The sequence below is a fragment of the Streptomyces ureilyticus genome (assembly GCF_011045025.1).
GTDB lineage: Bacteria > Actinomycetota > Actinomycetes > Streptomycetales > Streptomycetaceae > Streptomyces > Streptomyces ureilyticus.
Genome location: NZ_JAAKZX010000174.1, coordinates 1 through 20,870 on the forward strand (window position 1 = coordinate 1; position 20,870 = coordinate 20,870).

A 20,870-nucleotide genomic window follows, 5' to 3' on the forward strand; every position below is an offset into this window, starting at 1 on the left:
GCACAGGGTCATGCTCACCGCCGGGACGCTGCGCGCGTGCTGGCTGCTCGGGCTCGCCTTCGTCCGGGGCGGCGGGCCAAACGGGTCCATGGCGTCGACGGGAGGTTTCTCCTTCGGCCGGTGGCCGCCGGGCTTGCAGCCGGCGAAGGGGCCCATCGGGTCCCGGAGGGCGCCCATCACCGGTCCCAGGTAGTCGCGGTGCCAGTTCGCGGGCCCGCACATCCCGGAGCCTGGACCGGTCAACTCGCCCCAGGCGAGCCACAGTCCGTGAAGCTGGGCGACCGCTTCCGGGTGCTCCCACCAGCGGGAGCACCAGGGGGCCGTGGAGGTGACCTCCCGGCCGTAGACCGGCAACAGCACATGGTGGGTCCAAAGGGTCAACTGCCGCAGCGTCTGCCCGTACGCGGGCCCCTCCAGGTAGAGGATGAACTGCGGTGGCGCCGGTGCCGGGGGGTTCTCCGGGGGAGCCGCGCTTTCCGTCTGCGCGCTGCCCTCCCGCTCGGTCTTCGCACTGGCCTCCTCCGTGGGAGCGGTGCCACTCGCGGTTGCGGAGACCTCGGCGGTCTCAGTGGACATGGCGGTCCTGCTTTCTCTCGGCGGCATCGGCCTGATTGGTGCAAGGACGACACGTACACACACCGCATACGGTTCACCGGCTACCTGGTGACCGGCTCGGTCGCCTCGGTCCTTTGCCGCCACGGAATGCGAGCCGGGTGCTGTCGGCGACTGGGAGTTGGGGCCGGTCGGCGCGAAGGTCGTCGATGCTTCCGCGGCCTCGGATTCAGGAGGCGAGTTGTGCGCCGTCGGCGTCGCCGGGTGGGCACTCTCGGACTGCACCCAGATCACGGTGCTCCTGGTGACCGGCACCACGCCAACTCGGCGACCTACGACGAGCGATCAGCGGGCGGACCGGGCACGCCAGTCATCTCTGACGAAGGATCCGAACGCCTGGTCAGGCCCGAGGAACTCCCCGGAAACGCGACAGTCCGGACGCCTGTCGGCCGGCACAGCCCAACAGACCCATCCCCAAGCCTTTCCGCTGGGCACCGCGGCCCTTGGCCGGAGCGCATGATTAGTCCAAGTTCCCCTGCTCATACGGTAGTTGTGGCGTCGACAGCGATCCTCGGGCTGGTTTGTCCCGTCGTCCGTTGAACCGTTCGGGCTCCGGTTCCGTTGTGCTCTCAGCAGCAGATCTCCTGCCTCGTGAAAGGATCCAAGATGCCTCCACGAAAACGACAAGACACAGGTTCGGGCAGTGACGACTCAACCAGTTCCGTCGACAGCTACCTTGGCATCCAAGGCCTAAGGGAGTTCATGGAACAGAACTCAGAAACTCCCCGAGCTATCAAAGCTCTCGACAGCGCCGAGCGTCACGCCCCCACTAGCGAACCGCCGGACAACCGGACGAAACTGAAGTGGGTCGACCTGACGGGGAAAAAGGGAACCTACCACGCGGCCGGCCAAAGGGACGACGGCTCTTGGTTCGTACAGACATGGGACAAGGCGAAGGGGTGGGCGCGCGACAACAGTCAAGCGCTCAAGGACGTCGCCGAGATCGTCGGCCCTCACATCGTCCAGGCGACGGGCAGGTATGCCTCCCCAAACCACCCCGTGCCGGGGGCAGTTCTCACTGGGGCCGGCGTCACCCTCGAGGCGGGTTTCGCAAGCCGGAGACTGTACCGGTACGCGTCGTCCGCCGTTCAAACCGGCAGTTGGAAGGACTGGCTAAAGTCGATCGCCGCGGGTATCCAAGTTGGCACGTCGGTCGCTGGTGGCATCAGCTATCTCCCCAACACTCCCGCGAACACGGCGTACAACTCCCAGGCGACGACCAACCTGGGCACGGCGATCGGTTCGACCGCGACCGGCCCAACGGCTGCCAGCCAGCAGCAAGTCCGATCGCCGACGCTTCCCCAGAGTATCCCGATGACGCCGATGTACACGATGACGGGCGCGCTGCCAACCAGCTCCGCGCCACCGAGCCGCACGACATCCAGCTACGGCGGCGAGCACCCGGCTTACCCAGGGCAAGCCCAGGGGAACTATTCCTTCAACCAGACGACGCCCAACACCACCTACCCCACCTACCCCAGCAACACCAGCAACACCTACTACCCCAACCCCAACAACACCTACGGCAACACCAGCACCAGCAACACCAGCTTCCTCTATCCCCCCGGCGCCGGCGGCGGCTCAGGCCGAGGCAACCGGTACGGCGACAGCAGCACGCTGCCCTATACCAGCGGAAACAGCTACAACACGCAGGGGCCCACGAACAGGGGCGGACGCGGGTCTGCCCCGGGCGGGGGTGGGGGCCGCTGATCCGGGCGGCGAAGCCGCCACCTCGGTAAACCAATCGGGCAGGAAGGGCGCCCAGCAGCCCGAGTCGGCGGCCCGTCGCAGGCCGGCCGACACCGCGGCCGCGGGGCGCCCGCCGCACCCCACCGAGGTCAACTCTCGCAACTGGTGAAGCTCCACCACAGTGGCCACTGCACCCGAAGGCCGGAGAGCTGCCAGTCTCGACGGCGGCATGGCCGGGCTCCGGCCGCAAACCCGTAGCACAACCCCTGGCACCCGCGCACAGTTCATCAGCTTCTCTGCAAGCTGGTGGCCATACCCCGGCAGGTCCCACAACCTCGCCGGGGTCTTCGCGTTTTGTGAGGCTGGAGGGACTACCCCCGTCCATCCTCTGGGATGGCTATGGCGGGTGTACGCTCGCCGCTCGGGTTCGACGGGCCGCAGTGCCGCGTCGGTCGGTGGAGTTGTACGTCTCATTGGGTCGGCGCTCCTCATCAGCGTTGGCCACGCCCCGGGTGGCCAGGAACTCGCCGGGGTCTGAGCCCTTCGTGCTGCTGTGGTGCGCGGGGGGGGGCGAGTTTCACAGGCTCGGCGAGGCCGGTTGGCTTTGAACCGCTTAGGGCTCCTCCCCGTTTTGTGAGCGCTGTTGACGCGCGGCACTCGACGCGCGGCTGTTCCCCATCTCACCCGTCCCGGGGAGGACGTATGCAGCATGCTCTGAAGAGAACAGTCATGACCGTCCTGTTGGCCGGTGCCCTGCTGGGCGCCGTCGCGGTCACGGTTTTCGGCAACGGGCAGGACTTATCCGCGGCCGGGAACGTGTCCGACGCCTCCAACAGGGTCACCCTCACCACCTCCGTCACCAGTGGCGACGGGAGCGACGAAAATGGCAACGGAGCCGGAGACAACGGCACCTACCAATCCGCATGGAACTCCACCAAGTCGTACCTCCCCGGTGACGTGGTCTCCTTCGCAGGCCACAAGTTCAAGGCGACCCACTACTCCACCGGTGCCGAACCGAACAACCCGGCCTCATGGGCAGTATGGGACGACGCCGGCACCTGCGGCTGACCCGACCGACCACGAAGACACCGGCACAGGCCTGGTGAGTCGACGCGCCCTCCTCGCCGGTACGGCGGCCGTTGCCGCCGCCGCGGCCGCCGTACCGGCGTTGGCCGGGTGCCGGCCGACCTCCGACGGCTCCGGTTCCGCAGACGCCGACTCCCGTCCGAACATCCTGCTGATCGTCACTGACGACCACCCCAAGCAGACGGACTGGGCGATGCCGAAGACCATCGACTGGCTCGGCGGGCAGGGTGTGACCTTCACCGACGGCCATGTCACCACCCCGCTGTGCGCGCCCTGGCGGTCGTCGGTCTTCTCGGGCCGGTACGCCCACAACCACGGCGTGCGGGGCAACACCGCTTCGCACAGCCTGGACCAGGACACCACGGTGCAGCGATACCTCAAGCAGGCGGGCTCGCACCGGCATGTTCGGGAAGTACCTCAACTCCTTCGACGTGGGTGAAAACCCGCCGTACTTCGAGGAGTTCGCGGTGATGGAGCCCGGCTTCGTCGACGCCCGGTGGAACGTCGACGGCGCCGTCCGGACGATCAAGGGGTACACCACCGACATCGTCAGGGACAGGACGCTGACCTTCCTGGACGAGGCTGGGACCGACAGCCGCCCATGGTTCGCGTACGTCACGCCGTTCGCCTCGCACGATCCCAACACGCCTGCGCCCGCGTACGCCGAGAAGCCCGTGCCCGCGTGGGGCGGCCGCCCCTCGGTTCCCGAGGCCGACCGGAGCGACAAGCCGCCCTATGTGAAGAACGGGCGCAAGACCTTGGCCAACGGCCAGGCGGTGCGCACGCGGCAGTTGCGGAGCCTGATGTCCGTGGACGACGCGGTGCAGGAGTTCAAGGACAAGCTGACAGCCCTGGACCAGCTGGACAACACCCTGGTCATCTACATGGGCGATAACGGCTACCACTGGGCCGATCACGGGCGCGTCGGGAAGGGAACGCCCTACTCCGTTGCCCACGAGGTGCCGTTCTACCTGTCCTGGCCCGCCCGCGGCCTGAATGAGGGGGCCACCGACGACCGTATCGTCGCCAATATCGACATCGCGCCGACCATTCTCGACGCCGCCGGTATCAAACCCGGCCACTCGCAGGATGGCTCCTCCCTGCTGTCCGACTTCAACCGTGACCACTTGCTCGTCGAGTGGTGGAAGCAGGGGCCCCCGCGGGGCGACCATCACACCTGGGCGTCCTATGTCTCCAAGGACAAGCAGTACGTCGAGTACTACGACCTGGGCGCCGGAGCGGAGGGCAAGGTGCGCGGCACCGGGCGGGTGACCTTCCGGGCGTACTACGACCTGGCGAAGGACCCGCACCAGCTCACGAACAAGCTCCACCGGGCCACCCGGCAGGACGAGCAGGCCCTGGGCATTCCGGAGCTGGCCGCACAGCTGGCGGCAGACCGTCGGGGGTAGTGGCCGCGCGCGCACTCGCAGGAGAAGGGCAGTACGACGTCCGTGATGTCGCTGAGGGCTCGCGCCCACGGGCGGGTGAAGAAGGTCCGGTACTGGTCGACCAGGGCGCGGACCAGCAGCATCCGGCCGTCGGACTCGCCTTCGGACTTCTTCACCTCCGCCGTGATCTCGTCGCCCAGCCGCCCGTACAACTCCCGTACGCCGGGGAGCAGACCGCGCTCGTTCAACGCTGGGGGTGCGCTGACGTGCGTACGGCTACTTGTTCCACCTCTTGTTGGTGTTGTTGACCTCCAACTCCGCCGCCGTCAGATCCACATGCAGGGGTATCCCAGGTCGGCTTCCCACCTTGATCAGGAAGTTGCCGAGGCCTGGCGGGTCGGCGCGGCGGCCCTGGGCGGCGTCCCAGGCGGGTGGGGTGGACCAGTCCACCAGCAGGCGCTGTTCCGGTTCGGTCAGCTCCACGACCTGGGAGAGCTGCGGCATCTCGGCCGGGGGCAGGCCCGCGCAGATCACCATGCCCGCGCGTTCGACGAAGCCCTTGGCCTTGGTGCGGTCCTCCTCGTTGGGCAGGGCGAGGAGGTCGTCGAGGGTGTGGGTGATCATGGCGTGGCCCACGCCGCGCTGGCGGTCCAGACGGGTGAGGGCGTTGACCCGGTCGACCAGGCCGCGACCGGCCTGGAGGACGCGCCACAACTCGTCCATGACGAGGAAGTAGTTGCGCTGCGGCTCCAGTCCGGCGTCGGCGAGTGCGTGCGCCGCGGAGACCGCGCCGAAGCCGTACGACCAGCAGGACAGCAGCGCCGCCGCCTGGAGCAGGACCTCGCTGTCGTCGATGCCGCTGATGTCGAAGCAGACGGGACGGTCGAGTTGCATCGCCTCAGTGGTCGGGCGGGCGAAGGTGCCGCCCAGCCGTCCGTCGCCGAGCAGAGCGGTGAGCGACGCCTCCAGGTTTTCGGTGATGTCCCTGTAGCGGGTGATGTCGCCGCGGTCCAGGGCGACCGAACGCACCGCTTCCGGGGCGTCCTTGATGACCTGTACGAGGTCGCCGAGCACCGGCACCCGGTCCGGGCCGTGGCGGTCGTCCAGGACGTTCAGTGCCGCCGAGAGGATCGTCTCCTCCCGGTCCGTCGGCGGTGCCGAGCGCAGGATGGTCACCAGCGCGGACACCATGTGGAGACGGCGGCCGTGGATGTCCGCGAGGAGCCGGCCGCGCGCTTCGCCGGTGAGCCGGGTCGCGGCCTGGATCGATTCGCCGGGGTCCAAGACGTTGAGGTTGCCCCGGCCCCGGCCCAGGCTGATGACCTGGCCGCCGATCGTCCGGATCAGGTCCACGTAGTCGGGCTTGAGGTCGCCGAAGATCAGCGGATGGACGCCGTAGCCGGCCAGGCCGAGTGCCATGCGGCGTACGACAGTCGACTTGCCGAGGCCGGGGCGGCCCAGTACGAACATCGAGGGGTTCGCCAGCAGGCCCGTGCGCGTGAACCACGACACGGGGTCGCAGCACACCGTGGCCCCGGAATCGAGATCGCGGCCGAGCGGCACCCCGACCATGGGGGTTCCGGCGCCGGCACCGAACGGCCACAGCCCGCAGACCTGCACGGAGGTGCCGCGCCACTCCGGGGCGGGGTCGACGTAGCCGACCATGCCGCCGCCGGGGCCGGACCAGCCACGGGCCGTTGGGCGCGCCTGGCGGGGTTCCTTGGTCGTACGTGCCATCAAGTCCTCCGTTGTTCCGGTTTGCTCCGACCTCTGTTACGCCTTGCGCCCTTCGCTACATCGAGTCCCGCACGGTCTGCGGCAACGCCGTGTGCAGCGGCAGCACCAGCCCCAGCGGCAGCGCCGCCGCGAAGGCCGCCGCCTGGGAGCCGTAGACGGGTCGCACCGCGATGCGGGCGGCGGGTGCCAGGTTGTCCACGGCCGCGGCCGCCTTCGCCAGTTCCCCGGCGGAGCTGACGGTCGCCGTGACCAGCAGCCCGAAGCGGATCACGCCATGTCCCTGGGCCTGTTCCTCGGTGGTCCTGCGCGCCGAGGTCACCTCCGCGTCGTCGCGTGCCTGGCCGATCTGCGACTGCTGGGCGTTGAACAGGGCGTTCTTGTAGTCCTGTTGGACGACGCGGGCTCCCTCGGCCCGGGTGTGCGGGCGGTACAGCAGCGTGACGCGTTTGCGGGCGATGTCGCGGTTGGGCTGCACGAGCCCGGTCAGAACGTTGGAGAAGACCTCGCCCTGCGGGGCCTCGGTCATGGCCCAGGTCACGCTGAACGCCCCGTCGTGCCGGTAGTGGTCCCAGGCTTCCTGGGCCGCCATGGGTCCGGTCTGGTCCCAGGTCAGCCCGGTGCCGCCGGTGGCCCGCGCCTCTTCCACGAGGGGCGCCACGGTCGGGTCGTAGGCGACGCGCACTGCCTCGGCGAGCTCGGTGGCGGTCATCGGTACGGCTGCGCCGGCGCCGGTCATGGAAAGCCCGGCGGTCAGGCCCGGCAGGCGGGCGCCGATGTGTATGGCCATGTCCTCGGCGCTGCGGCGGGGCGTGCCCGCGCGGGCCGCGCCCGAGTACGTCAGCGCGATCCGCGTGGCGATCTGCGCCGAACCGGCGGGATAGGCGGACAGCACCTCCCGCAGCATCGACCTGGCCAGGCGAGGAGCCTCGGCGACGGCGTTGGCGGCGATCTCCTGCTGGAGCCGGACTCCGGAGTCCGGGGCGGTCTCCACGGTGACGCTCGCGGCGACGAGGCCCGGCTCGGCACCCAGGGCGGACAGCCACTGGCCCCAGTGGGCCACCCAGGTGTCGACCTGCTGCTCGTTGACGAGGGCGGCGCCGTCCGCGTCGCAGGAGATGACGACGGTGTGATGACCGGTCGACGGGATCGTGATCATGGCGAACGGGCGTCCGTAGCCGTCCCGCGCCTCCGTCAGCGAGGATTCGGCGGCCAGGCCGGGCAGCTTGCAGGTGCCGTAGCCGGCCCGGTCCAGCGGACCCGAGCGGTACAGGTTTCCGCCGGAGGACGTGGTGCGCCGCCAGGCCAGGCGGACCGCGCCGCGCTGCATCAGCGTGCGGCCGTGCTTGTCCCGTACCGCCAGCGGGGCCATGACCACCACCAGCGCCACCGCCAGGCCCAGCGCGGCCCATACGGAGATCAGCGTGGCCAGGACGACGGCGATCAGCCCGGTGAACAGCAGCATGGTCGCCCCGAGTGACAGGCCTCGCAGGCCGGACGTGCGGGGCTTGCGGAAGTTGCCGTAGGTGCGGGGGGTGGGTGCTTCAGTGGCTGCCACGGGGCTTCTCCTGCTGCTCGTCGGTGTGATGGCGGGCCGGCACCGGAACAGGGGCCGCCGCCTCCTCCCGGTCGTACGGGTGTGTCTGCTCGCCGTCCGCCGGGTCCGTCGGCTGTGCCGGCCGGGTGGGACTGGTCGCGGTGTGCTCGCCGTCCGGTGCTCCGCGTGCCCGGTCGGCGCCTCGCGCGGGCGCCGGGCCGCCCGCTGCCGGGCCGGGGGCGGTGCGCACGCCGGTCGTTCCCGCCCCGTCCGGGCTCACGGCGGCCCCGGACACCGACCGGCCGGTGGCCAGGCCACGCAGGTGCGGAACAGGCAGCGCCCCGGTGGCCGCGGCCGGGCCGCCGGCACCGACGGACGCCTTGGCCGCGCGGCCCGTCCCGGATGCCGCCGCCTGGACGACCGGGGCGGCGAACCGCATCAGCGCGGGCAGGGTGAAGCAGGCCAGGACGATCAGTACGACCCCGGAGACCATGGAGACGACGTCGTTGTCCTGGGTCTGGCCGGTCATCGAGAACGCTGCCGCGTACACGACGGCCGCGGCCGGTTTGTACAGCACGAAGGCCAGCAGCCAGCCCACGGACCTGCGGAACCAGACCCGGCCGCCGGCGGTGCCGCTGGCCGCCGCCGACAGGGGCAGCGTGCCGGTGAGGATCACCAGCATGGCCATCCGTACGATCATCAGGGCGATCTGCGCCACACTGCCGGCGATCACCAGCATGGCCATGATCAGGACGAGGAAGGACGAGTCCGCCTCGCCCAGCGCCAGCATGGCCGAGGTGCGCTTGTCGAACTCGGCCACGCAGCTCGCCACCGGCTCGCCGGTGGCGCTGATCTGCCGACAGCCGGTGGACCTGTCGATGATCCAGACGCTGAACTTGTCCCCCGCCACGGTCAGCAGATTGACCGTGGCGACCCCGGCCGAGGAGACGACCACCAGGTTGAGCAGCCCCTGAAGGGCCTGCCGGGCGGGCTCGCCGCGGCGCTGCCAGGCGATGTGCCCGGCAGCGACGAGCAGGCACAGTACGGCGGTGAAGGAGGTGAACCACAGCGTGGAGCCGCGCAGGAAAGCCACAGGGCCGCTGTCGTCGCTCAGGTCGGGACTGCCCAGGTTCATCCAGGCGCTGCCGAGTGCCTTGACGGTGGTGCTTGCCGCCTGTGCGGCGCTCTCGGCGATGTCGTCGAACGCGTTGTCACCGAGGTCCTTCGGGGCCGTACCCGCCCCGTCGCCCACGCAGTAGCCGCCGATCGTCGGGGACACCCAGCCGAAGTCGCAGCCCGCCATCACACACCTCCCCACTCGGCGTATCCGGCGAGGGAGTCGACCGGGGTGGGAGCGGCCGGGGCGGCCGGGTACTCCAGCCGCCAGTCGCCGTCCTGCCACAGCACCGTCGTGGTGGCGGCCTGCATACGGCCGTCCGGGAACCGCCACACGGTCTGGATCACCGCGGTGGTCTCGTTGTAGGTGACGAACTTGAATCCGGCGATCTGTCCGTAGGTGCCGCCCTCCCCGTCCGGGGGCGCCGTCCGCTCCGCCTTGGTCCGGTCGGCGATGTAGGCGTCGCGGCCCGCGCCGACGGTCTGTGTGCGGGTCACCTTCAGCCAGTCGCCGGCGGCCAGGTAACGCACACTGATCTGGCTGCTGGCCAGGAGGGCGCCGACGGGGGTGTGCGCATAGCACCGCGCGATGTCCTGCCCGGCCACGGCCGGGCCCGCCGCCTTCGAGACGGGGAGGGCGACGGAGCGGTACAGGGTCCAGGTCACGCCCTTCGGGGCGGCAGTGGGCACATCCTGTTGCTTGTCGGCCAGTTCGGGGCACGGGGCGCCACCGTCGTCGGAGGCGTCGGCCGCGGACGGTGGCGGGTCCGCGGCGCGGACTCCGGGATCCTCTGCCGTGTGTGCCGTGTGTGCCGCGTTCGAGCCGCCCCTGCCGGAGCCGTCCGAACTGAAAGCGACCGCCGCTCCGATGACGGCGACGAAGCCGATGAACGCGGCGGCGAGGACGAAGCCGGTACGCAGCCACGGGCTGCGCGGCTCGCCGCCCGCCGCGCTGTTGCCGGGCTCTGCCATGGTCCTTCCCCCATCCTCGTGGGTTGTCGGGTGACGGGTGGCCGGTTGGCCGGATCAAGAGGTAGTGACGGGTCGTCAGTCCTCGTCGGTGCCGGGTCCGAGGCGCCTGGACGAACGCGCCGGTCCAGACGAACGCTCCGGCCTAGACGAGCGCGCCGACGATTCCGGAGGCGGATCCGATGAGCAGGCACGCCCCCAGTACGAAGCCGAGCCCCCTGGCGTGCTCACGGCCGCCTCCCTTGGAGTGGTCGACCGCCATCCTGGCGGCGACGCCGAAGAGGCCCGCGACGCACAGGGCAGTGACGCTCCAGGCCACCCACTTGAGGACCTTCAGCAGGCCGTCGGCACCGGGCGGCGCCTCTCCCCCGCCGACCTCCGGCACGCCCGAAGGCCCGGCGGTCGGCGCGGCGAGGTCGGCAAGAGGGGCTATGTGCGGTGAGGCGTCCAGAGCGACCGCCAACAGGCTTGACAACGTGCTTCTCCCTACGCGGGTCGGGTGAGTCGGGTCAGGTCGCGCGCCAGCGGCGCGCACTCCTTGGGCAGGTGCGACGTGGGCGGCTCGCCGAGCCGCCAGGGCTCCACCCACGGGATCTCCCACAGCCGGGGGACCGCGCCAGAGACCAGCCGCACCAGGTTCTGCAGGATCTTGGGGCGTCGGCCGGGAGCGTCGGCGACGACGACCAGGCCGAGCAGATCGATGCCGGTGACCATGCCGGAGGCCCACTGCTGCGCGGCGTTCTGCGCGGCCTTGATGCCGTACGCGCTGGAGCGGGCGACGAGCACGACCGGCTGGGACTGCGCCGACACGGGCCAGGCACGGCCCGCGTCCCGGCCGCCGGGGACGGCCCGCCTCAACGTGGTGACACCCGCGCCGCCGTGCACGCCCAGCCACCACCATGCGTGCTCCTCGCCCGGACGCGCCCGGGCGACGGGCAGCCCACGCTCGGGTCGCGGCACTCCGGCACCCTGCGGCGCCGCCGGCCCCGTGAGGCCTGTCGGCACGCGGGCCTGCCCGCCCTGAACCGTTCGCTGAGGTTTCCCGTTGCTGCCCCCGGAAGGGCGCGACTGCGGCAACCAGGGATTGACAACCGGTACATCCCCCGCCACGGCATCTCCTTCGATTACTGACACAACGAGCCGATAATACACATAAGTTGGCATTGCGGCGCAAGTGATGATTTTTCAGAAGTGCGGCATATAAGGCGAGTTGTAGCGTCTTGGATTTGCACGTCCAACGAATCGCTGGGTTTCTTTGGGGAGTTGGGGATGAGCGGCCATACCGCGCAGGCGAGATCGGCGATGCTGGTGGCAGGCTGCGCCGTCCTGGGGCTGCTCGGCTCCTTGGTCGGCCTGTCGGTGCTGGGAGCCGTGGAGCAGAAGGAGGACGCCGCCCCCGCGGGGTTCGCCACCACGCTCGACGCCAAGCGCGTCCCGGCCGAGTTCGTGCCGTGGGTCGAGCGGGCCGCCCAGCAGTGCCCGGAGGCCAGCGCTCCATTGCTGGCCGCGCAGATTCAGGCGGAGTCGGGCTGGGACCCCACCGCGGTGAGCCCTGCCGACGCCCGAGGGCTGAGCCAGTTCATACCCGGCACCTGGGCGACGTGGGGCGTGGACGCGGCCGGCAAGGACGGCGGTGCCGAACCGGACGGCGTGGCCGACCCGTTCACCCCGGGCGACGCCATCATGACCCAGGCCCGATACGACTGCTGGCTCGCGGGCAAGGTCAAGGAGATGAATCTCGGCGGCGACCCCACACGCCTGATGCTCGCCGCCTACAACGCGGGCCCCGGAGCGGTGGAGGAGTACGGCGGCGTGCCGCCGTACCCGGAGACCCAGGCCTACGTCACCCGGATCATCACGTCGATGGCCGGCTTCACCGGCGGCGAACCAGCCGGGAACACCGACGACGCCGAGAACGGCGGCGCGTTCGGCGACCGGGTGGTGGCCCATGCCAGGAAGTGGCTCGGCACCCCGTACTCGTGGGGCGGCGGCGGGCCGGAGGGCCCCGGACGCGGGTTCGCGCAGGGCGCGAACACGGTCGGGTTCGACTGCTCCAGCCTCGTCCAGTACGCGGTCTACCACGCGAGCAACGGCGAAACGCTCCCCCCGCGCGTCTCCCAGCTGCAAGTCACCGCGGGCGAGGCGGTGCCGCGCGACGAGATACGGCCCGGTGACGTCATCGGGTTCAACCTGAACGGCAGCTACGACCACATCGGCATCTACATCGGCCAGGGGCAGTTCATCCACGCGCCGAAGACCGGCGACGTGGTCAAGATCAACAGCCTCGACGAGCCCTACTACGCCGACAAGCCTCAGAAAGTAAGGCGGTTCGGATGACTCCCTCCCGTACGCCCTCCCATACGCGCTCCTGTCCGCACGGCACCACCGCGGCGGCCGCGACGGTACTCGCACTCGTCCTCGCCGTGGGCGGGTGCGGTTCCGGCGGCGAGCTGGGTGCGCCCACCAGGTCCTCGGCTCCCGCCGCGACCGGCACCGGCCCGTATCCGACTCCGGACGACCCCCGCGGGGCCGCGCCCCTGCCGGCTGGTTCCGGGGGCACCCCCAGGGGAGGCGTCACCCGGCCCGGCGACACCGACCAAAGGGACGCCGACGCGGTCGGCTGGGGCGCGCTCAAGGTGATGTGGACATTCGACACCACCATCGACAGCGGCCCCGGCGACGCCAGTGCGCGCGCCGCGGACGCGGGCTGGCTGACCGAGGCGTACGCGGCGCGAGTGCGCGAGCACCGGCCCCGCTCGGTTCCAGGTGCCCAGTGGCGGGAGTGGGCAGGTCACCGCGCCTCCACCATCGTCACCCTGGAGAAGGCCGAGGACGCCGCGATGCCCGCTGACACCGACACCGAGGCATGGCGGCAGTGGGTTGTCACCACCTCCCCTCAGGGCCGCGACGGGTGGGCGGGTGAGCCCACCACCGTCGTGGCGTTTGTGCGCCTCACCCGCACGGCACCGGACGAGGCGTGGCGGGTCGCCGACGTCACCGTCCAATAGCCCGAAGGAACTTCATGCATGCGACGAACGAGTCCGAGTCCACGGAAGTGCCTGCATGGCCGGTGTACGCCCTCACCGTGCACGACGACGGCCGGGTTGACGCCTCCGGCCCGCTGGTGCCCCCCTCCGGGCATCCCACCCGCGCCTCGGCCGTCGACGCGGTCGCCGAGGTGGCCGCCCGGCTGGGCCGTCCTGTGCGGGCCGAGGCCACCGAACCGGACGGCTCCGTGTTTCACCTGGTCATCTCACCCGACGGGGAGGTGAGCGAGCTGCCCAGCGGTGGATCAAGGGCAAAGCCGGGGAAGAAACGGCACGACAAGCGTTCCGCGAAGGCGGCCGGGCGCCGTGCGGGGGCGGTCGCTGAATCAGCGGCGCCCGCCGTGCCCACGACCATCGAGACAGCGGCGCCCGTCGTCGATACAGCCGCCGAACCGGCCACACCCGCCAGGCGTCGGGCCACGGAGCCGACCACGCCCACCGCGCATCCGGTCACCCAACCGGCCGCCGTCGCACGCACAACCACCCGACCGACCGCATCGACCACGCACACCACCACCCAACGGGCCGCGCTCGTCCCGGCCCGGATCGCGCCCGCACGGGGCCCACGGACGGGGCCCGATGCGCATGCCGGGGCGCAGGAACTGGCCCTGGTCAGGGAGTATCTCGAGGCGGGCCATGTCGGCCGAGCCGCCGCGCTCGCCGCACGGCTCGACGAGCAGGCCGCACAACACTTCGGGGTCTCCGACCCCGACGCCCTGCGCATTCGCGAGGTCCGGGCCCGGGTCACCGCCCTGGCCGGGGATGCCTTCGGCGGCGTACTGCTGTACCGCGACGTCGCCGAACGCTGGCACTACCTGGGGGACAGCGAGCGGGCCGAGGCGGTGGCGGCCCGCGCCGAGACGCTGTGGCTGCAGATCACCGACCTCGACACCGCGCTGTCCGCCGGGGTCGCCGTGATCCGCCTGCGCAGCCAGATCCCGGGCAAGGACGGCGAGGCGCTCAACGCCGCCCTGGAACACCGGACGTGGCTGGAAGAGGCCCGCCTCGCGAACGTGCCGGCGGCACGGGAACACCCCGCGCCGGAGGCACCCGTGCCGCGGAGGACCCGTACGTTCCCGACCTGGGAGCGGCCCGCGGTGGACACCCGGGCGGCGACGGCGGGCTGAGCCCTGGCCTCCGGCGGTTGGGTGGGGCGCCTGCGGAGGTGGTGGGTTGGGTGCGTGGGCGGGTGCGGGTCCGTTGTGGCTGGTCGCTCCCCCACTCTCGGCTCCGCTCGAGCGGGGGGACCCCCATCGCGGCGGAGCCGCACATTGATACGGCCCCGCGCCCCTGACGGCATCTGTCGAGAAAACGCGGACGGGCCGCGGGAGTCTGGTGTTCCCGCGGCCCGTCGGCCTTGTGTCACGCGGCGGACGTGTACGACCACGCGGGCCTGACGCCGACCTCCTCGTCGGCGGCCTCGACCACGCCCATGGCCATGCGCAGTGCCCGCACCGCGTGGTGCACGCGCGACTTGACGGTGCCCGGCGGGACACCGAGCACGAGGCCCGCCTCGCGCATCGACCTGCCCGTGTAGTACGTCTCGTACAGCACCTCGCGGTGCTTGGGCGACAGCTTCTGGAACGCCTCCTGGAGAATCATCGAGGAGAGCAACCGGTCGACACCGTCCGACTTCGTCAGTAGGTCCTCGAGCCAGTCGTTGCCGTTGACCTCCTGGGGGCGGGCCATCCGCAGGCGGTACTCGTCGACGACGAGGTTGCGGGCCACCCTGAACAGCCACGGCCGCAGGGGCTGGCCGTTCTCCAGGTCCTGCGTGCGCCAGCAGCGCAGCAGCGTCTCCTGCACCACGTCCTCGGCCCTGTGCCGGTCACCTCCCAACAGCCGTACCACATAGGCATACAGAGGACTTCCCTGCTCGTCGTAGAGCGTGCGCATAGCGCGTTCCCGGGCGCTGTCCGCTCCCGAGGAACCCATTACCGTCCAGCTCACGTTCGTACTCCCTCGTTCCGTGACCTCGTGGCGAGAGATCAGGTCTCGGGGCCGGGGTCAGCGGCCTCGATTCACCGGGAGTCTTGCGAGCGGGGTTCCACGTCGAGTTGACGTTCGATTGACGGCGGGAGCGGGGGGTTCCGGCGAAGCGGAGGGCCACGTACAGCGGCGGCGGGAGCGCCCGCACTGGGGCGCTCCCACCGCCGCTGCTCGGTTGACCTGCGCTTTTTATCTCAGGCCGCACCCGTCTGGCGCGCGGTCGCCGCAGCGGCGAGGGCGTGCATACGGCGATTGACGCCGCGCATCAATGTCTCGTCCCGAGCGGACCGAACGCCCCGTTCTGCGAGTACGGACCAGACGGCGAGCAGGGCCCGTCCGTGGTCCACGGCGGACGGTATGTCGTCGATCAGCCGCCAAGCGACCACCGCGCGCGTCAGTTCGTCATGTGCCCGGGGGTCACCCAACTCGTGTCGGGTCCGGGCGAGTTTGAGGGAGGTGGCCGCCGCGAGGCGGTGGTTGCCGCTCCTGTACGCGGCGAACGCCTCCAGGGCGCACGCTTCGAGCGTGCACGGGTGCTCGGCGCCGAAGCTGCGCGCGGTGTGCTCCCGCAGCCGGAAGGCGAGCGCCACCGCGCGTTCCAGGCTGCCGGTGTCCATGGCACGGGTGATCTGCGCGACGAGTTCGGACAGTTGGTCCGGGACCGCCGGGACCCGGGTGTCCGCGTCGGAGGGCGGGAGCCCGGCCGGGGACGGCCCGGTGGCCCAGGGCGGTTCGGCGAACGGCGGTTCTGCTGACGAAGGACCGGCCGGAACGGGCTCGGGGGCCGACGGCAGATCCGCCAACGACCGCTCGACCCATGGAAGTTCGGAGGGGATGGGCTCCTCGGGCGCCGGAGAAAGCCCGACTCCCGCCGCCGACGGCGAATCCGCCAACGACCGCTCGACCAGCGAGGGACCGGCCGGAACGGGCTCGGGCGCCGGAGAAAGCCCGTCCCCCGCGGCAGACGGCGGACCCGCCAACGGGCCTTCGAACAGCGGCGGCTCGGCCGACAAAGGACCGGCTGGGAACGGCTCGACAGCAGGCCGTGACTCGGCCGGAGACGGCCGGGGGCCCGACGGCAGCCCGGCCCCCGCCACCGACGGCGAACCGGCCAACGGTTCGTCCGGCGGGAGTTCGGCCAGGAGCGGCCCGGCGGCAGGCCCGGGCTCCGGCTCGTACTGTTCCTCCTGTCTTTCGTGCTGCAGGATCCGGCTCGACCCGTCGGGGGCGACCTCGACGCGGGTGGCGTAGCCCTCCTGACGGTCGAGGATCGCCGCCTGCACGGGCTCGCCCCGAGCCTGCGCGCCGCGGTGCATCGCGTCGAGCACGGCGACGTGGACGGGTTCGCCGTCCGGTACGGGGAAGGGTGCGCCGTTGACGAGCGCACTGCCGTCACGGCGAATCAGCACCTCCACCGCCTCGTCGGGGGCCGGTTGCCGTGGTTCCGTGCCGTGGTGTGCGTCCAGGTTCTTTCGGGTGCGCTTGCCGAACACTTGGTGGGCTCCTTGCTGTGCTGGTCAGGATGAGGGCGTAGGCCGCGGGCTGAGAGACGGGTACGCCGACTCCCCCGGCATGTCAACGGAGTTGGAGTACAGGGCGAACCCCGACCTGACACCGATGATGTAGCTCCTCGCCCGGTCGTTGTCCGGTACGCCCTTCGCCTGCTTGACCGCGTCCAGGCCCGTCTCGTACGCCGCCAGGGTCAAGTTCAGGCGGTCCCCCTTGACTTCGTTGTTGGCGATGAGCGTGTCGATCTCCTTGGCCAGCGAGCACATGTACTTGGACTGCGCCTTGATGGAGTCCGCGGCGTCCAGGGCCGAGGTCTCGTCGTTGTCGTCCGCGTCCTCGCCGAACTCGTCGAACTTGTCCGGGGGCACTTGGGAGATGCCCTCGGCCCCGTCGGGGCCGACCAGCTTCTCGTTCCACCCGGACTCCTGCTGGATCTGCGCCGCGATGACGATGGCGCCGATCTGCGTGCACTCCCTCCCGGCTTCCTGGACGAGCGAGAGATGTTGCGAGGGCACGGTGTTCGCGTTCAGCTGGCCCTTCCCGTCGCTCTCGTATGCCGCAACGACCTGGTCGTTGTTCAGGCCCTCGCCGCCGCCGCTGTCATCGCCGCAGGGCAAGAGGTTGATCTTGCAAAGGAGCATGAGCGGCCAGAAGACAAACCCAAGGAAGAGCGAGGCCAACGTCCCGATGAGGAGGATCAGGAGGACCACGAAGGCGAGGCACCCCAGGATCGGTGCGCTGGCGAGGCCGCCCAAGAGCACGGTGTTCCTGGTCTTGTCCCTCTGGGCTTGCTCATCCTCGCCCCCACTTGCGCTCACGACCAGTCACACCCCTTGCGTTCGCCTGCACGACATGGGTCCCCGGAGGCCTTGAACCAGGTCACCCGATTTCCCGTAGTGGCTGCCCGACGGATCGCCGCGAGCCCGCACGCCGCAACGGACACGACGGCGCATCAGTTCAATGCGGGATCGATCCGTCGCCGTAAGCGAAACGAGGGAAGGGGTGGATGCGCATGGGCGTCCCACCGGCGACGTCCGCCGGCGCACAGATGTGGGTCCGTGGACCAACCGCCCAACAGGCAGCCCAAGCACCTGCTGCTCAACAGGCATCAGCTCAGGCACCGGCCGCTCAACAGGCTGCGCAAGCACCTGCCGTTCAACAGGCGGCCCAGGCACCCGCCGCGCCGGCCGCACGGGCCGCACAGGCCCCGCCGCTCGCGCAGGCAGTGCAGGCAGCGCCATCGCGACCCGCGCAAAAGACCGCGCCGTCCTGGCCCCCCGCACCTGCGGAACGTGCGTCGGCGGGCCATCGGGGCCAAAGGGTCGCCTGGGTGAGCACACACGGCGGTGCCGGGGCGAGCACGCTTGCGCGGGTACTCGGCGGCGCGGACGTGGGCCGCCGGTGGCCAGACCCGGCCCGGGGCGAACCCGGCCGGGTGCTGCTGGTGGCACGCACCCACAACGCGGGCACGCGGGCGGTGTCCCAGGCGCTGAACGCACTGCGCAAGGGGGAGCACCCCGCGGGAGTGCGTCTCCTGGCCGTCGTGCTCGTCGCCGACGCGCCGGGACGGCTGCCGCGCCCGCTGGGCCGGCGCGTGCGCGTGCTGCGTTCGGCAGCCAAGGTCCACCGCGTTCCGTGGGTCCCGGCCTGGCGCCTCGGCGAGGAGATCGACCAACTGCCAAGGGCAGTGCGCGCGCTGGCCCGCGCCGTCTCGGCTCCGGCCGGGCAGTCGAGGAGGTCGCTTTGAGCTTCTTGGCAGACATCAATCCCGACGACTTCGGGCCCAAAGGCTCCTTCGACCCCAACCCCGAGGTCGGCGAATTGCTCGGCTACCTCACCTGGATGGTGACGGCTGCCTCTGTGGCCGGCCTGATCGTCGTGGGCGTCCAGATGGCCATGCAGCTGCGCCGTGGCGAAATGGGCGAGGGAGCGACGTATTTCAGGGGCGGGTTCTTCGCCATTGGTGCCTGCGTCCTCGGCCTCAGCGCCGGACCGCTCGTCAATTTCGTGGTGCTACCAGTTCTCAACTAGCCACACAAACCCGTAACTCGTTGCAAACAACGGAGAATCTCATGAAGGACACCTTGCATTCCCTCCATGCCGCCGACGGGAATTACCTGGCTCAGATTCCCAACCCGGAGAAGAAGGCGCCACCGGAACTCGCCACCGCGGTCGACACCGTACTGGGCATCGCCGCTTGGGCCGGCACCGCCGCCGGCGTGGCGGGCATCCTCATCACGGGAATCATGATGGCCGTGTCCATGAAGCGCGGAGAGGGCTCCGAGCACATGAGCCGCCTCGGCATGGTGTTGGGCGGATGCGTCCTCGTGTCCACTGCGGGACCCATTGTCCAATTCCTTTTCAAGTAGGACCAGCAGCCCGCAGGAAAGGCCATCGACGTGTTTGGCACAAGTCGCAAACAGGGCCCGGCGAACGGGCTTCTCTCCAAAGAGCGAGCCCGGATCAACTCAGCCATGCTTCTGGGCTTTATCGTGGTCATGACGCTGGTGGCCTTCGTGAACGACACCACGGGGACGGACAGCACCACGGGTACGGACAGCACGGCCGACAGCCGGGAGACGCTCGCCGGGCTCGGCGGCCCGCTGTCTCCCGGCGACCCGCAGCAGGTCCGCAAGGGTCCGGGCGGCCGGCCGGAGAACTGCCGTACCGACGACCGGGACACCGCGCGACCGACCGTCGCGCCGGCGGATGTGCGGTGGCAGAAGCTCGTCGCCCTCATGGTGCCCACCTCGCCTTCGGCCGGCCCGCTGCGCACCGACGCCACGATGTGGTGGTGCTTCGCCCACACGCCCACGGGGGCGGTGCTGGCGGCGCACATCATTCCCGTCGAGTTGAGCGGCGCGGCCTGGCGCATGGTCGCGGAGCAGCAGGTCGTGCCCGGCGAGCCGCGCGACACGTTCGTCGCCAGCAAGGCCAGGGCCGACGAGACGAACCCGGACGAGAGCGCCGTCGGGAGGCTTGTGGGCTTCTCCCTGGCGTCGTACTCGGGCGACTCCGCGACCGTACGGCTGCTCGCCACCAACCCCATCGGCGGCTACCTGTCGACGTCGGTGTCCGTGCGCTGGCGGGAGGGCGACTGGAAGGTGGCGCTCCAGGACGACGGGTCCCTCTACTCGTCCGTGAAACGGGCAGCGAAACCCGACGGCTTCATCATGTGGGGAGCGTGACATGTTTTTGGCCGGTCAGGGCGATGGCTGCGACGGCGGCCTCGACCTTCTCGGGATGTTCGACGACCCCATCGGCGAGATGATCGAGATGGTGGCCAAGATCGTCATCACCGGTGCCATCGGGATCTTCAAAGCCGTAGGTGACATCGATTCGATCAACACGGGCGCGTCGGACAAGATCGGCACCGAGGTACGGTGGATCGTCATGTATCTCGCGTGCGGCTCGATACTCGTCGCCGCCGTGAAGATGGCTCTGGAACGGCGCGGCGAAGCGGGCACGACCGCGCTGAAGGGCATCGTGCGCGTCGTCGTGGTCGCCGCGGCCGCGACCACCTTGATCACCACGTTCGTCGACCTCATGGAGAGGTACTACGACCACCTGTTCGACAACACCCTCAATAACCTGATGGAGGGCGTCGACTGCGACGACAGCATTCCGGACATGCTGCTGCTGGTCATCGGGTGCCTGCTGATCCTTGCGGGCATCGTCCACGCGCTCTTGATGTGGGTCCGGCTCGGCGTGATGATCATGCTGATGGGCACGCTGCCGTTGGCGGCCGCCGCCTCCATGACGGACTGGGGCGGCACGTGGTGGCGCAAGCACATCGGCTGGATGACCGCCTGGCTGCTGTACAAGCCCACGGTCGCTCTCATCATGTACTCGGGGGCCATCATGGTCGACGCGTCGGAACCGCATGAGAGCGCCGACACGCAGATCGCGGGAATGGCCACCCTGCTCCTGTCGGCCATCGCCCTGCCGGCGCTGATGAGGATCATCGTCCCGGCGACGGCCGGCATCGGCGGCGACGCCGTCGGGGACACCGTCATGGGCGGCGTCGCCTCCGGAGCGAAGTCTCTGGGCGACGCGGGCGGCCGGAATCAGAGCGATGGTCCCTCCGGATCCCGAGGCCCCTCGGGATCGAATGGCGGCGGCACCTCCGGCGGCGGGGGCGGCCGGGGAAGCGCGGGAAGCACGGGCGCGAGCGTGTCCGAGACTCCGTACTCC

Annotated in this window: 20 protein-coding genes and 1 pseudogene; 11 read left to right on the forward strand and 10 right to left on the reverse strand. The window is 70.4% G+C overall.

Going from position 1 to position 20,870, the window contains the following annotated elements; translation table 11 throughout:
• On the reverse strand, positions 1-576 hold a 576-nt coding region (locus tag G6048_RS52070), incomplete at its 3' end, for a DUF4913 domain-containing protein (RefSeq protein ID WP_165343843.1).
• A 738-nt stretch (positions 577-1,314) separates the two neighbouring features.
• Here G6048_RS52070 and G6048_RS36235 point away from each other — a divergent pair.
• The 3 genes and pseudogenes from G6048_RS36235 to G6048_RS36245 all read left to right on the forward strand — a co-directional run bounded on the left by G6048_RS36235 (position 1,315) and on the right by G6048_RS36245 (position 4,796).
• Positions 1,315-2,322, forward strand: a complete 1,008-nt coding sequence (locus G6048_RS36235) for a hypothetical protein (RefSeq protein ID WP_165343844.1) — start codon at positions 1,315-1,317, stop codon at positions 2,320-2,322.
• A gap of 708 nt (positions 2,323-3,030) precedes the next feature.
• A complete protein-coding gene (locus G6048_RS36240; RefSeq protein WP_165343845.1) occupies positions 3,031-3,369 on the forward strand; it encodes a carbohydrate-binding protein in 339 nt (112 codons plus the stop codon).
• Positions 3,370-3,580: 211 nt separating this feature from the next.
• A pseudogene (locus G6048_RS36245) lies at positions 3,581-4,796 on the forward strand (sulfatase family protein).
• A gap of 255 nt (positions 4,797-5,051) precedes the next feature.
• Here G6048_RS36245 and G6048_RS36250 read toward each other — a convergent pair.
• From G6048_RS36250 to G6048_RS36275, 6 genes are all read right to left on the reverse strand, one after another.
• Complete coding sequence (locus tag G6048_RS36250) at positions 5,052-6,512, reverse strand: ATP/GTP-binding protein (RefSeq protein ID WP_165343846.1); 1,461 nt, start codon at positions 6,510-6,512, stop codon at positions 5,052-5,054.
• A gap of 55 nt (positions 6,513-6,567) precedes the next feature.
• Positions 6,568-8,067, reverse strand: a complete 1,500-nt coding sequence (locus G6048_RS36255; RefSeq protein ID WP_165343847.1) for an SCO6880 family protein — start codon at positions 8,065-8,067, stop codon at positions 6,568-6,570.
• Entirely contained in the window at positions 8,054-9,349 is a 1,296-nt protein-coding gene (locus tag G6048_RS36260; protein ID WP_165343848.1) for a hypothetical protein, read from the reverse strand. The genes G6048_RS36255 and G6048_RS36260 overlap by 14 nt, the downstream gene beginning before the upstream one ends.
• On the reverse strand, positions 9,349-10,134 hold the full coding sequence (locus tag G6048_RS36265; protein WP_165343849.1) for a hypothetical protein: 786 nt from the start codon (positions 10,132-10,134) through the stop codon (positions 9,349-9,351). The genes G6048_RS36260 and G6048_RS36265 overlap by 1 nt, the downstream gene beginning before the upstream one ends.
• A gap of 142 nt (positions 10,135-10,276) precedes the next feature.
• A complete protein-coding gene (locus tag G6048_RS36270; RefSeq protein ID WP_206342556.1) occupies positions 10,277-10,606 on the reverse strand; it encodes a hypothetical protein in 330 nt (109 codons plus the stop codon).
• A gap of 11 nt (positions 10,607-10,617) precedes the next feature.
• Complete coding sequence (locus G6048_RS36275; RefSeq protein ID WP_165343850.1) at positions 10,618-11,091, reverse strand: DUF6668 family protein; 474 nt, start codon at positions 11,089-11,091, stop codon at positions 10,618-10,620.
• Positions 11,092-11,400: 309 nt separating this feature from the next.
• Between G6048_RS36275 and G6048_RS36280 the strand changes: the two genes are divergently transcribed.
• Genes G6048_RS36280 through G6048_RS36290 form a run of 3 tightly spaced genes read left to right on the forward strand, consistent with a single transcriptional unit; the run spans position 11,401 to position 14,305 of the window.
• Positions 11,401-12,468 carry an NlpC/P60 family protein gene (locus G6048_RS36280; RefSeq protein WP_165343851.1) on the forward strand — a complete coding sequence of 356 codons (1,068 nt, stop codon included), beginning with the start codon at positions 11,401-11,403 and terminating at the stop codon, positions 12,466-12,468.
• Positions 12,465-13,139: a hypothetical protein gene (locus G6048_RS36285; RefSeq protein WP_165343852.1), complete on the forward strand. Its 675-nt coding sequence runs from the start codon at positions 12,465-12,467 to the stop codon at positions 13,137-13,139. Before G6048_RS36280 ends, G6048_RS36285 begins: the two co-directional genes overlap by 4 nt.
• Positions 13,140-13,153: 14 nt before the next feature.
• Positions 13,154-14,305, forward strand: coding sequence for a hypothetical protein (locus tag G6048_RS36290; RefSeq protein ID WP_165343853.1), 1,152 nt, complete (start codon positions 13,154-13,156; stop codon positions 14,303-14,305).
• A gap of 235 nt (positions 14,306-14,540) precedes the next feature.
• On the opposite strand, the gene G6048_RS36295 is transcribed toward G6048_RS36290, so the two are convergent.
• From G6048_RS36295 to G6048_RS36305, 3 genes are all read right to left on the reverse strand, one after another.
• The gene (locus G6048_RS36295; RefSeq protein WP_328770519.1) at positions 14,541-15,128 is read right to left on the reverse strand and encodes a sigma-70 family RNA polymerase sigma factor; all 588 of its coding nucleotides are present in this window, start codon (positions 15,126-15,128) and stop codon (positions 14,541-14,543) included.
• A gap of 233 nt (positions 15,129-15,361) precedes the next feature.
• Entirely contained in the window at positions 15,362-16,660 is a 1,299-nt protein-coding gene (locus G6048_RS36300) for a hypothetical protein (protein WP_165343854.1), read from the reverse strand.
• Between the two features lie 24 nt (positions 16,661-16,684).
• Positions 16,685-17,494: a transglycosylase SLT domain-containing protein gene (locus G6048_RS36305; protein ID WP_165343855.1), complete on the reverse strand. Its 810-nt coding sequence runs from the start codon at positions 17,492-17,494 to the stop codon at positions 16,685-16,687.
• A 512-nt stretch (positions 17,495-18,006) separates the two neighbouring features.
• Between G6048_RS36305 and G6048_RS36310 the strand changes: the two genes are divergently transcribed.
• The 5 genes from G6048_RS36310 to G6048_RS36330 all read left to right on the forward strand — a co-directional run.
• A complete protein-coding gene (locus G6048_RS36310) occupies positions 18,007-18,423 on the forward strand; it encodes a DUF6668 family protein (RefSeq protein WP_165343856.1) in 417 nt (138 codons plus the stop codon).
• Positions 18,420-18,707, forward strand: coding sequence for a hypothetical protein (locus tag G6048_RS36315; RefSeq protein WP_235990819.1), 288 nt, complete (start codon positions 18,420-18,422; stop codon positions 18,705-18,707). The genes G6048_RS36310 and G6048_RS36315 overlap by 4 nt, the downstream gene beginning before the upstream one ends.
• 41 nt (positions 18,708-18,748) lie before the next feature.
• Complete coding sequence (locus G6048_RS36320; RefSeq protein WP_165343857.1) at positions 18,749-19,045, forward strand: hypothetical protein; 297 nt, start codon at positions 18,749-18,751, stop codon at positions 19,043-19,045.
• Positions 19,046-19,150: 105 nt separating this feature from the next.
• Positions 19,151-19,864, forward strand: coding sequence for a hypothetical protein (locus tag G6048_RS36325; protein ID WP_165343858.1), 714 nt, complete (start codon positions 19,151-19,153; stop codon positions 19,862-19,864).
• A gap of 1 nt (position 19,865) precedes the next feature.
• Positions 19,866-20,870 (forward strand): hypothetical protein (locus tag G6048_RS36330; RefSeq protein ID WP_165343859.1); only part of this gene is annotated, 1,005 nt, incomplete at its 3' end.

Bases quoted from the DNA above. Each gene is read 5' to 3' on its own strand.
- G6048_RS36235 (WP_165343844.1), top strand. From the start codon at position 1,315: ATGGAACAGAACTCAGAAACTCCCCGAGCTATCAAAGCTCTCGACAGC.
- G6048_RS36240 (WP_165343845.1), top strand. From the start codon at position 3,031: ATGACCGTCCTGTTGGCCGGTGCCCTGCTGGGCGCCGTCGCGGTCACG.
- G6048_RS36250 (WP_165343846.1), bottom strand. From the start codon at position 6,512: ATGGCACGTACGACCAAGGAACCCCGCCAGGCGCGCCCAACGGCCCGT.
- G6048_RS36260 (WP_165343848.1), bottom strand. From the start codon at position 9,349: ATGGCGGGCTGCGACTTCGGCTGGGTGTCCCCGACGATCGGCGGCTAC.
- G6048_RS36265 (WP_165343849.1), bottom strand. From the start codon at position 10,134: ATGGCAGAGCCCGGCAACAGCGCGGCGGGCGGCGAGCCGCGCAGCCCG.
- G6048_RS36280 (WP_165343851.1), top strand. From the start codon at position 11,401: ATGAGCGGCCATACCGCGCAGGCGAGATCGGCGATGCTGGTGGCAGGC.
- G6048_RS36285 (WP_165343852.1), top strand. From the start codon at position 12,465: ATGACTCCCTCCCGTACGCCCTCCCATACGCGCTCCTGTCCGCACGGC.
- G6048_RS36290 (WP_165343853.1), top strand. From the start codon at position 13,154: ATGCATGCGACGAACGAGTCCGAGTCCACGGAAGTGCCTGCATGGCCG.
- G6048_RS36320 (WP_165343857.1), top strand. From the start codon at position 18,749: ATGAAGGACACCTTGCATTCCCTCCATGCCGCCGACGGGAATTACCTG.
- G6048_RS36325 (WP_165343858.1), top strand. From the start codon at position 19,151: ATGCTTCTGGGCTTTATCGTGGTCATGACGCTGGTGGCCTTCGTGAAC.